General features: G+C 64.7%; 9 protein-coding genes and 1 pseudogene. 5 read left to right on the top strand and 5 right to left on the bottom strand.

The window, feature by feature from the left end; all coding sequences use genetic code 11:
- Together hutG and hutU are read right to left on the bottom strand one after the other, a co-directional pair.
- Nucleotides 1-837, bottom strand: a pseudogene (gene hutG / locus GJ630_RS18505) (formimidoylglutamase); the annotation flags it as partial.
- Entirely contained in the window at nucleotides 834-2,582 is a 1,749-nt protein-coding gene (gene hutU / locus GJ630_RS18500) for a urocanate hydratase (protein ID WP_191450651.1), read from the bottom strand. The pseudogene hutG and the gene hutU, both read right to left, overlap by 4 nt.
- A gap of 81 nt (nucleotides 2,583-2,663) precedes the next feature.
- Here hutU and GJ630_RS18495 point away from each other — a divergent pair, with 81 nt between their 5' ends.
- Nucleotides 2,664-3,308: a helix-turn-helix domain-containing protein gene (locus GJ630_RS18495; RefSeq protein ID WP_014041014.1), complete on the top strand. Its 645-nt coding sequence runs from the start codon at nucleotides 2,664-2,666 to the stop codon at nucleotides 3,306-3,308.
- On the opposite strand, the gene GJ630_RS18490 is transcribed toward GJ630_RS18495, so the two are convergent.
- A complete protein-coding gene (locus tag GJ630_RS18490) occupies nucleotides 3,303-4,724 on the bottom strand; it encodes a YjiH family protein (RefSeq protein ID WP_191450649.1) in 1,422 nt (473 codons plus the stop codon). The two genes, GJ630_RS18495 and GJ630_RS18490, sit on opposite strands and share 6 nt — an antisense overlap.
- A gap of 156 nt (nucleotides 4,725-4,880) precedes the next feature.
- On the opposite strand from GJ630_RS18490, the gene GJ630_RS18485 reads away from it, so the two are divergent.
- Complete coding sequence (locus GJ630_RS18485) at nucleotides 4,881-5,816, top strand: sulfide-dependent adenosine diphosphate thiazole synthase (RefSeq protein ID WP_008312519.1); 936 nt, start codon at nucleotides 4,881-4,883, stop codon at nucleotides 5,814-5,816.
- A gap of 132 nt (nucleotides 5,817-5,948) precedes the next feature.
- Here GJ630_RS18485 and GJ630_RS18480 read toward each other — a convergent pair whose 3' ends face one another.
- Nucleotides 5,949-6,653, bottom strand: coding sequence for a class I SAM-dependent methyltransferase (locus GJ630_RS18480; protein WP_014041011.1), 705 nt, complete (start codon nucleotides 6,651-6,653; stop codon nucleotides 5,949-5,951).
- Nucleotides 6,654-6,863: 210 nt separating this feature from the next.
- Between GJ630_RS18480 and GJ630_RS18475 the strand changes: the two genes are divergently transcribed.
- Both GJ630_RS18475 and GJ630_RS18470 read left to right on the top strand, forming a co-directional pair.
- The gene (locus tag GJ630_RS18475) at nucleotides 6,864-7,352 is read left to right on the top strand and encodes an HTH domain-containing protein (RefSeq protein WP_044951969.1); all 489 of its coding nucleotides are present in this window, start codon (nucleotides 6,864-6,866) and stop codon (nucleotides 7,350-7,352) included.
- 149 nt (nucleotides 7,353-7,501) lie between these two features.
- Nucleotides 7,502-8,263, top strand: coding sequence for a DUF7001 family protein (locus GJ630_RS18470; RefSeq protein WP_191450648.1), 762 nt, complete (start codon nucleotides 7,502-7,504; stop codon nucleotides 8,261-8,263).
- On the opposite strand, the gene GJ630_RS18465 is transcribed toward GJ630_RS18470, so the two are convergent.
- The gene (locus GJ630_RS18465; protein WP_252718863.1) at nucleotides 8,260-8,934 is read right to left on the bottom strand and encodes a helix-turn-helix domain-containing protein; all 675 of its coding nucleotides are present in this window, start codon (nucleotides 8,932-8,934) and stop codon (nucleotides 8,260-8,262) included. The two genes, GJ630_RS18470 and GJ630_RS18465, sit on opposite strands and share 4 nt — an antisense overlap.
- Before the next feature lie 89 nt (nucleotides 8,935-9,023).
- On the opposite strand from GJ630_RS18465, the gene GJ630_RS18460 reads away from it, so the two are divergent.
- The coding region (locus tag GJ630_RS18460) for an ABC transporter ATP-binding protein (protein ID WP_191450646.1) at nucleotides 9,024-9,838 on the top strand (815 nt) is incomplete at its 3' end.

Raw genomic sequence — 9,838 nt, 5'->3', positions numbered from 1 at the left:
GCGCACTCGACTATCTCGAAGGCCGGCGATACGGTCGTCGGACGCCACGCGGCCCAGCATCCGGAACAGTTCTCGCGTCGAGAGGCCGCCCGGCGTCGGCGCGCTCACGCCCGGCGCGGCTGCGGCGTCGAGCACGTCGAGGTCCAGACTCACGTAGACGGCGTCCACGTCGCCGAGCGCGGCAAGCGCATCGTCCACCGCGCCGGCAGGGTCGCCGGCCACCGACTCCGGCGGCAGGACCGTCCCGCCCTGCTCGGCGAGGTAGTCGTGGTACGCTGTCGAGGTTTCGAAGTGGCGCGCGCCGACGACGGCCAGTGCGTCGAGGCCTGCATCGTGGAGCTGTCGGTACGGCGTCCCGCTCGTCGGCTCGTCCCGAACGGCGCGGCAATCGAGGTGGGCGTCGAAGCTGACTGCGCCGACCGTTTCGTGAGCCAACAGCGGCGCGGCGTTCGGGAACGTCAGTGAGTTGTCGCCACCGAGAAACACCGGCACTGCGCCCGTTGCGTGAATCTCGGCCGTTATCGAGCGGACAGCGCTCTGGACCCGTTCGACGCCGCCGGCCGGAATCTCGATGTCGCCGAGGTCGGCGACTGAGCGGACCGGTCCGCGTTCGATGTGATGCGTCTTCGTTCCGCCGAGTTCGCGTCGGAGAGCCGCCGGGCCGGCACGCGCGCCCGGCCGTCCGATGACGGCCCCGTCGTACGGCTCGCCCACCAGCACGACGTCGTACTCGTCAGCGGTCGCGAGTGTGGCCGTTTCGACGACGTCACCGAACTGCTCGTCGTTCGGGTCGTCGGACGAGCCGGTCCACGGTGACGGGTCTGTCAGGTCGGTCATTGGTCGCGGTTGCGGTCACGCATCGGGACCGCGACGTTGTTCTTGTCGGCCATCTCCTGTGCGATTTCGTAACCGGCGTCGGCGTGGCGAATGACGCCCATCCCGGGGTCGGTCGTGAACACACGGCGGGCCTTCTCGGCTGCGAGATCAGACCCGTCGAGGACGACGTGGTTGTTCGTGTGCAGGGAGTTGCCGATGCCGACACCGCCGCCGTCATGGACGCTGACGATGTCCGCGCCGGCGGCGCAGTTCAGCAGGGCGTTCAGAATCGGCCAGTCGGCGACGGCGTCAGTCCCGTCTTTCATCGCCTCCGTTTCGCGGTGTGGCGAGGCGACGCTCCCGGCATCTAGGTGGTCCCGCGTGACGACGATGGGTGCCGTAATCTCGCCGTCGGCGACGAGTTCGTTGATGCGGAGCGCGAGGCGGGCGCGCTCGGTCAGCCCGTCTTCTGTCGCGTACCCCAGCCAGCACACTCGCGAGGGAAGCCCCTGGAAGGATACCTGCTCCTGGGCGAGGTCGATCCAGCGATGGAGGTCGTCTTTCTCCGTGAACAGCTCCTTGACCGCGTCGTCTGTCCGGTGGATGTCCGCGGGGTCGCCCGAGAGCGCGGCCCAGCGGAACGGTCCTTTGCCCTCACAGAACAGCGGGCGGATGTATGCGGGAACGAACCCCGGGAAGTCGAATGCTGTGTCGAGGTCGCGCTGGTCCTCGACTTGCCCCCGGATGTTGTTGCCGTACTCGAAGGCGATGGCTCCCCTGTCCTGCAGTTCCAGAATGCCTTCGACGTGGCGCTTCATCGTATCGAGACTCTCCGCGACGTACGTCTCGGGGTCGCGTTCGCGGAGCCGGTCGGCTTCCTCGACAGTGTAGCCAGCGGGGTAGTACCCTTCGAGTTCGTCGTGTGCGCTCGTCTGGTCGGTCACTACATCGGGGACGAACCCCATGTCCAACATCTCCGCGAGCATGTCCGCGGCGTTCATGTGGACGCCGACGCTGTAGGGCTCACCGTTCGCCGCGGCCGTCTGTGCGCGTTCGATGGCCGTCGCGAGGTCGTCGGTTTTCTCCTGGCAGTACCCCGTTTCGATGCGCCGGTCGATACGGTCCTCATCGACTTCGGCCGCGAGACAGACGCCGTGGTTCATCGTCACCGCGAGCGGTTGCGCACCGCTCATTCCGCCGAGGCCGCCGGTGACGACAATCTTCCCGCGGAGCCCGTCGTTGTCCGGGTAGTGTTCCCGGGCGAGCGCGGCCAGCGTCTCGTAGGTCCCCTGGATGATGCCCTGCGTGCCGATGTAGGCCCACGAGCCGGCAGTCATCTGGCCGTACATGATCTGTCCCTTCGCTTCAAGTTCGTGAAAGTGCTCCCAGGTGTCCCACTTGCCGACGAGGTTCGAGTTCGCGATGAGGACGCGCGGGGCTTTCTCGTGGGTCTCGAACCGACCGACCGGCTTGCCGCTCTGGACGAGGAGGGTTTCGGTGTCGCCGAGTTCACGGAGTTCGTCGACGATAGTATCGTAGGCGTCCCACGACCGGGCCGCACGCCCCGTCCCTCCGTACACGACTAGCTCCTCCGGCCTCTCGGCGACTTCGGGATCGAGGTTGTTGTTCAACATTCGGAGCGCGGCCTCCTGTCGCCACCCTTCACACTCGATGTCGGTGCCGGTGGGTGAACCCTGGTACTCGCGCCACTGTTCCGAGGGCGTCCCGACGTCGTGGTCGGTGTCTGGGGAAGACTGCTGTGCCATACCACACCATTAGTGGAGAACCGTGTTAGCAGATCGTCACCGTTCGGAACTGTTTTTATATATTCTTGTGCACCGCTAGCTATGTACGAAGTACTGTTCCGTGTCTACGGCGACGGGGCCTACGAGGCGGCAACCGACGGGACCGGCACCCGCATCGAGCTGTGGTGTAACGACCACAGCGACCTTCTGCACGTTAGCGGCGGGGACGTCGGGGACGTTATCGAGCAGGTGCGCACCACCGTCGGTATCGGTGAGCGGCTGGAAAACGGCGACGAGCAGGTGCTGGTCACTGAGGAGTGTCTGAAAGCACAGCTCGACAACAACGTCGAGCGCTTTCTGGCGAACGAGGGCTGTCTGCTGGTCCCGCCGCTGAAATACGCCAGTGGCGGCAAGCTCGTCCGGGCACTCGGTCTCAGCCCCGACGCACTGGCCAGAGTGTACCAGTCCCTGGCAGGACAGTTCGACGTTACCGTCGAATCGAAACGTGAGATTACCTCCGTAACGCCGGACGCACCGCTTTTGACCGTCGATGCTATGCTCCCGGACCTGTCGCCACGGCAGCGTGAGGTGTTCCTGACGGCCTACGAGCAGGGGTACTACGAACTGCCCCGCGAGACGACAACGGCGGCTATTGCGGAGCAGGTAGGCGTGGAGCGCCGAACCGCGGAGGACCACTTGCGGCGGGCGGAGAAGAAACTGGCTGAAGCGCTGGTCGAATACCTATAGGAGGCCCAGCGCGGCGAGGGCGTGAGTAATGCCGGCAATGAGTGGCACGAGGAGCACCGTCCGCATGATGAACAACGCCACGAGGTCCCGAAACCGGATGGGGACGTCACTGAACATGTCCATCATCATCGGGCCGACGCTGGAGAAGAAGATGAGCTGAGAGACGGCCAGCACGCCGACGAAGAACTTTGCCTTCGTCGCTGTCTCGCTCACGAGCAGGACGGGAACGTACATCTCGGTGATACCGACGACAGTCGCCGGCGCAACGACCTCTGCGTTCGGGATTCCGAGCGCAGCGATGACCGGCGTCAACGGGCGACCGAGAATATCGAAGACTGGGGTGTGTGCCGAGAGCAGCGTTGCGGCGAGTCCAACAGCGAGGATGGTTCCCAGAATGAGACTGGTGAGCTTCAGGCCGTCGACGAAGCCCCGCTTGGCTGCCTGTGCGAACGTCTCGCCGTCCTTGGCCTTGCCGACGGCCTCGCTGACCGCCAGCCGGACGTAATCCGACGGCGTCCCGGAGAAGGCGAGTTCCGGGTCGGGTTCAGCGATGTACTCCTCGGGAATCCTGGAGATGGGCGGCACCCGGACCAGAATCACGCCAGTGACGACGACACAGAAGAAGTACGCCCCGAAGATGAGTGGGAACTTCGGGAGCATCTCGAGCGTGGCGGCGACGACGCCGACGAAGCCGATTGACACCGTCGAAAAGCACGTCGCGATGGTAAACACGTCGCGTTTGTGGTAGCCGCCGTCTTCGAAGACATTGCGGGTGACGTACAGGCCGACGCTGTAGGAGCCGACCCACGATGCGAGACTGTCCAGTGCGGCCCGCCCCGGGACCTTGAACAACGGTCGCATTATCGGCCTCGCAAGCGTTCCGACGAACTCCAGCCCGCCGAGTTCGACGAATATCGTGATGAAAATGGCCCCGATGGGGATGATGACGCCGACGCTGTACACCAGCGTCCCCCACATCAGCCCGCCGGTGCTGGGTGTGTGGAGCCACTCTGGACCGAGTTTGAAGAACATCACTGGCGCGACGAGCACGCCGGCGACTCGGAGCGCCCAGAAGACTCCCGAGGTTTCGAAGGATGACAGGTCGTACCCCGCGACCTCGCCGTCACTGGCCATCGCGAGCGTCGTCAGTATCCCGCCGGCGAGGATGATCGCCAGTGAGTAGACGCCGATGACGTTCGGGAACGCCCCGGTTATGTTGCTGACGACGATGTCGAACGGGACTGTTACCTCGCCCTGGTACGGGACCGGCAGAAGAAAGAACACCCCGCCGATGAGAAACGCGATCAGGAACTTCAGCACCGGCCGCGTTTCGTATTCGTGCAGGTCGATATCGTCGATGTCTCTTGCCGCCGGTTCAGTGTCGACCGTGTACGTGTTGCCTGTTTCGGTAGACATTAGCACACAATACTCTCATTTGATAGTTAGTCCTGAAACCACCGTGTGGAACCATTTTTATTACTGCCTTCCACGCCAGCGGCCGTGCGCGAGATTCAGCAAACAGACGAGGCCATCAGAACGACTATGTACCACCAAAGAATATCACTAGGTGGTATGAGCGATTCAGATTCATTCGAACAGTTCAGCGACGTTGGCGAAGCAGAGGTCACACGCGCAATCGGGCAGGAATGGACCGAGGAGTTCATGGATTTCTCGGACTCCGATGTCATCATCGTCGGCGGTGGCCCATCGGGGCTGATGGCCGCGAAGGAACTCGCCGAGCGCGGTGTGCAGGTGATGGTCGTCGAGAAGAACAACTACCTCGGCGGCGGCTTCTGGCTCGGCGGCTTCCTGATGAACAAGGTTACCGTTCGGGACCCGGCCCAGCAGGTGCTCGATGAACTCGACGTCGACCACAAGCAGTCCAAGGACAGCGAGGGCCTCTACGTCGCTAACGGGCCGGAAGCGTGTTCCGGCCTCATCAAGGCCGCCTGCGATGCCGGCGCGAAGATGCAGAACATGACGGAGTTCACCGACATCGTCATCCGCGAGGACCACCGCGTCGGTGGCATCGTCATGAACTGGACGCCAGTCCACGCGCTGCCACGGGAAATCACCTGCGTCGACCCCATCGCCGTCGAGGCTGACCTCGTCATCGACGCGACGGGCCACGACGCGATGGCCGTCAAGAAACTCGACGAGCGCGGCGTCCTGAACGCGCCGGGCCTCGAAGACGAAGCCAGCGGCATGGACCAGACCGACGACGACACCTACGGCGCACCCGGCCACGACTCGCCCGGTCACGACTCGATGTGGGTCGGCGAGAGCGAGGACGCCGTCGTCGAACACACCGGCCTCGCCCACGACGGCCTCGTCGTCACCGGGATGGCCACCGCGACGACTTACGGCCTCCCGCGTATGGGGCCGACGTTCGGGGCCATGCTCGTCTCCGGCAAGCGCGCCGCGCAGGTCGCGCTGGACGAGCTGGAAGTCGACGCCGAACCGGTCGATGTCACGAGCCGCGACGCCGCATCCCCTGCTGACGACTAACGCCCTCCCTTCTCTGTAGGTCGTTCCTGTGGCGCGATGCAGTTCTCAGGGTTTTCCTGCGACTGACGCTGTAAGCGAGTGGGCTGGGAGGCAGCGACAGGCCAGCACGAAGCCGACGCTGTCTGTGACCGGTCATACCCACTGGGCGGGGTCTGTCACCACCAGCGCCTCGGTCGCGCCGGGCTGGAACTCGTAGGGAACCGACTCGAAGCGGGTCGTGAGGCCCGCGTCTTCGACTCGGTTGCGGACAGGGTCGACAAACGCCGAGCGACTGCCATCTAGGGAGTGCAGCGGAAACACCCGGACCTCGGTGCGGGCGACGCGGGCCAGTTCCAGCATCGCGTCAGCGTGAAACTGCTCGTCCAGACGGTCATCGTAGAGAAAGAGGAGATTCGCCGACAGCACAATATCGAACGCGTCCGACTCGAAAGGGAGCTCGGGCAGGCCAGCCTGGACGTACCGGCCGGGATGTCGCGCGTAGTCTGCCAGAAACCGCTCGGCGGCCGCCCTGAGATACCGGCCCCGTGTCGCCGGGTTGCCGTACTCGCTCCAGACGAAGGCCTCGCGTTGTGCCTGCAGTTGGGCCACCGTCTGTTCGACGGCGTCATGACAGATTGTTTGTAGGTCAGTGACCGTCCGGCCGTACATCGGATCGACTGCGACCACGCTGTTGGCCAGCGTGCTCGCGACAGCGGTGAACGACCCCGGCCCGCCCGGACAGTCCAGCACCGAGTGGCCCCCGAGCGACGACGGGTCCAGCCCGAACAGCCGACAGTACTCCGCAAACGTTCGGCCGAGGAACCGGAACTCCTCTTGTACTTCAAATGCGTCTGCCATTATGGACACTTCTATACACTAATGTATAAAAACACCCATGGTACCGATACCGTCCCATAGCTACTGGTTTGAAATCTGTCCACTTATATAGATAATAAGGGACCAAATATGCGGTTATATTTGCATTATTTGTGCTATAGCGGCGCTAATATCGCACAAATACCAACAATTATGGTAGCATGGAAACATCATGTTAGTAATTATCAACCAATGTCTGAAAAGATGCAGCGGACCACCGACCAGAGCGCCGAGGAGTCAGCCACCCGGGCGTTTACCGTCCAGCTCTGGAGCAGGCGGCCGGTCTGTGGGCCGCGAACAACGGCTATTGACCGATTTACCGAACTCAACGCGGCCGGGGTCATCGACGAGTTCACCGTACAGACCTGGCCCGAGGAGGTTCCGATGGCACAGGAGCAGGGCCACGGTGACGTGCTGGCCACCGTCGACCGGTACGAACAGTGGGCCGAGGAACACGGACTGAGTCTCCGACCGCCGTTCGAAACGCGAACGTCTTCGTTGCTGGTCGGCGGGAGTACAGAGGTGCTCCGACTGCCGATGCTTGTCGCCGCCGCCTACGCTGACGATGACCTCGTCGGGGTGTACCCATGTACCGACGACGGAACGACGTGGTCGGTCATGGACCTCATCGACGCCCTCACCGAAGAGAGTCCAGAACTCCCCCACGAAACAGGATCGTAGCTCACTCCAGCGACGGGCAGTCTGTCGCTGAAGTGGGCGACGCCGACACCGGTGAACTCGAATCGGGCGCCGCCCTCACCACCCGGTATCAAATCCGCCGGGCCCACGAGACGTAAACGGTATTACTCGGCGATACCACCGGCCAATATATGGAGTCTGTCACACTGTATCGCGCGCCGACCACTGTCGCCGATGCTGACGCTATCGCCGACTGGCTGGACGCCCGTGTCGATGCGACTGTCTCTGTCCGCGACCGGTTTCTCGCCAGCCACGGCGATTCGGCCCTGGCGGAGTCGTTCGCCGAGGCGCGCGTGCTCTCGCCCTATGACCGCGAGACCGGCAACACGATGCTGGGTATCGTTCGCTACGAGGAGCGCGCCCTCGACTCGCCCGAGCGGGCCGGCGGCGTCATCTACGACGGCCTGGCGGTCCAGCGCGCCCTCGGCGACCGACTGCCCGACGCCGAGCGCTCGCTCGACCACCTCCACGTCCCGCTGCTGGACCGCGTCGTCGGGACCTGGGGCGACCACGACGGCCGCTGGCACAAGCGCGTAAACGTCCTCGGGCAGTCCGCAATCGTCTCGGTACCGGGACTCTACGAGGCCCCCGCAAAGCCCGAGCAGTACTACAAGGAACAGCAGAAACACGCCCTGTTCGGGGGCGGCGCACCGCCCCGAGAAGTGCTGGAAAACGAAGTCGAGGGCGAGTTTCTCGTCGAGGACGACCCGCGGACGACCGACGCTATCAAGGGATACGTCCTGCAGGCGTACCACTACCTCGACACCGGCGAGGCCTTCTGCGACGACGAGGGCTGTCGACTCCACAACCCCCACCGACAGCCCGGCGTCGTCGACGCCCAGTTACGGGGCACCGAGTTCTGTCCCCGCCACGCCGAGCGCTATCGGCGCTAGACCGTCGGACCGAAGTCGTCCATGACGGCGCGGACGAGTTTCGCCTCGGCGCGCTGGAGGTGGTCGCTGACCGTCGCGGGGGCACACCCCAGCTCGGCGGCCACGTTCTCGTGGGTCGCACCGCGAGGCCGGTCGTAATATCCCAGAGCGAGGGCCGTCCTCACGGCCTCGCGCTGACGCTCGCTGAGTTTGGACGACGGTCGCGCTAGGCCGTCGCTGACGGTGCCGATGCTGTCCACCCGTACGTCGATGGGTTCGGGAGCCTCGTCGAGGGCGTCCTGCAGCGGCCCCGCTTCGCCGACCACGCGGCAGGAGACCGTGCCGTCGCGATAGATGAGCGGCTTGAGGACAACGAGGCCGAGACGAGTGCCAGCGTCGTGTATCGCGCCGAACATCGGCATCGACAGCGGCCGGTTCTCGACGAGTGCGTACGTCCGTCGCCGCTTGGCCCCCGAGAGCGTCACCGATTCGACGCCGGGCGTCGAGGGCGCGCGGTCGACGAACCGGGTCGCGTCGCCGTCGATGGCGAACAGCACGGTATCACACCCTTCGGGGGTGCGGTTCCAGTCGACGATGCGCGACTCCTCGATTTCGGGGTCGTTCGCCAGCAGGTCGAAGAACTCCGGCGCGTAGTCGGGCGGTATGCGAGCGGTGACCCGGAGGTGTTTCATGTCCGATGTGTGCCGGAACCGCCACATAAACCCACCTCTCATACGTCACAGAACGCTCTCGGTACCGGCGAGCGACCACTCTGACGGCGATGACGAAACCGAAACAGCGACGTGTCGCGAACGATCCCGACCGGCCGGCCGCCGTGTCGACGGCGGCGATACGCGTCGACGGCCTCCGCGTCACCTACGCGGACGGAACGACGGCCGTCCGGGACGTGTCGCTCACCGTCCCTCGCGGTGAGTTCTTCGGGTTCCTCGGGCCGAACGGTGCTGGCAAGACGACCGCGGTAAAGGTGTTGGTGACGCTGCTGGAACCGACCGAGGGCGAAGTCGTCGTCAACGGTCACGACGCGACCGCGGCGCAGACGGCGGTCAGGGAGACCATCGGATACATGGCACAGGACGTGAGTGTCGACGCGGAACTGACCGCGCGGGAGAACGTCGCGTTCGCCTGCGAGGCCTACGGCGTCCCGCGTGGTCGGCGAGCAGAGCGAATCGAGGAACTGCTCGAACTCGCGGACCTCGGTGACGTCGCCGACACGCCCGCCAAACGGTTCTCCGGCGGGATGAAGAAGCGACTCGACGCCGTGACGGCCCTCGTCCACGACCCGGACCTCGTCTTCCTCGACGAGCCGACGACGGGGATGGACCCGAAGGCGCGAAACCGCCTGTGGGACCACTTCCGCCGACTCAACGAGACGGGGACCACGATATTCCTCACGACCCAGTATCTCGAAGAAGCCGACGCGCTCTGTGACCGCGTCGCGGTCCTCCGGGACGGCCGCATCGCCGCGACGGGGTCGCCCGCCGAACTGAAGCGTCGCGTCGGCGGTCAGATCCTCGAAGTCGACGTGGACGGCGGCCGTGAGACCGCCGAAGCGGCGGCCGACGTGGCCCGCGAGGG

This window comes from Haloarcula sp. CBA1122 (assembly GCF_009741785.1).
In the GTDB taxonomy this organism is placed as follows: Archaea; Halobacteriota; Halobacteria; order Halobacteriales; family Haloarculaceae; genus Haloarcula; species Haloarcula hispanica.
Note: the sequence above shows the minus strand (reverse complement) of the source record. Positions and strands in the feature narration are given on the sequence as shown.

Coding starts and splice junctions, on each gene's coding strand:
- hutU (WP_191450651.1), bottom strand. CDS start 2,582: ATGGCACAGCAGTCTTCCCCAGACACCGACCACGACGTCGGGACGCCC.
- GJ630_RS18495 (WP_014041014.1), top strand. CDS start 2,664: ATGTACGAAGTACTGTTCCGTGTCTACGGCGACGGGGCCTACGAGGCG.
- GJ630_RS18490 (WP_191450649.1), bottom strand. CDS start 4,724: ATGTCTACCGAAACAGGCAACACGTACACGGTCGACACTGAACCGGCG.
- GJ630_RS18485 (WP_008312519.1), top strand. CDS start 4,881: ATGAGCGATTCAGATTCATTCGAACAGTTCAGCGACGTTGGCGAAGCA.
- GJ630_RS18480 (WP_014041011.1), bottom strand. CDS start 6,653: ATGGCAGACGCATTTGAAGTACAAGAGGAGTTCCGGTTCCTCGGCCGA.
- GJ630_RS18475 (WP_044951969.1), top strand. CDS start 6,864: ATGTCTGAAAAGATGCAGCGGACCACCGACCAGAGCGCCGAGGAGTCA.
- GJ630_RS18470 (WP_191450648.1), top strand. CDS start 7,502: ATGGAGTCTGTCACACTGTATCGCGCGCCGACCACTGTCGCCGATGCT.
- GJ630_RS18465 (WP_252718863.1), bottom strand. CDS start 8,934: ATGAAACACCTCCGGGTCACCGCTCGCATACCGCCCGACTACGCGCCG.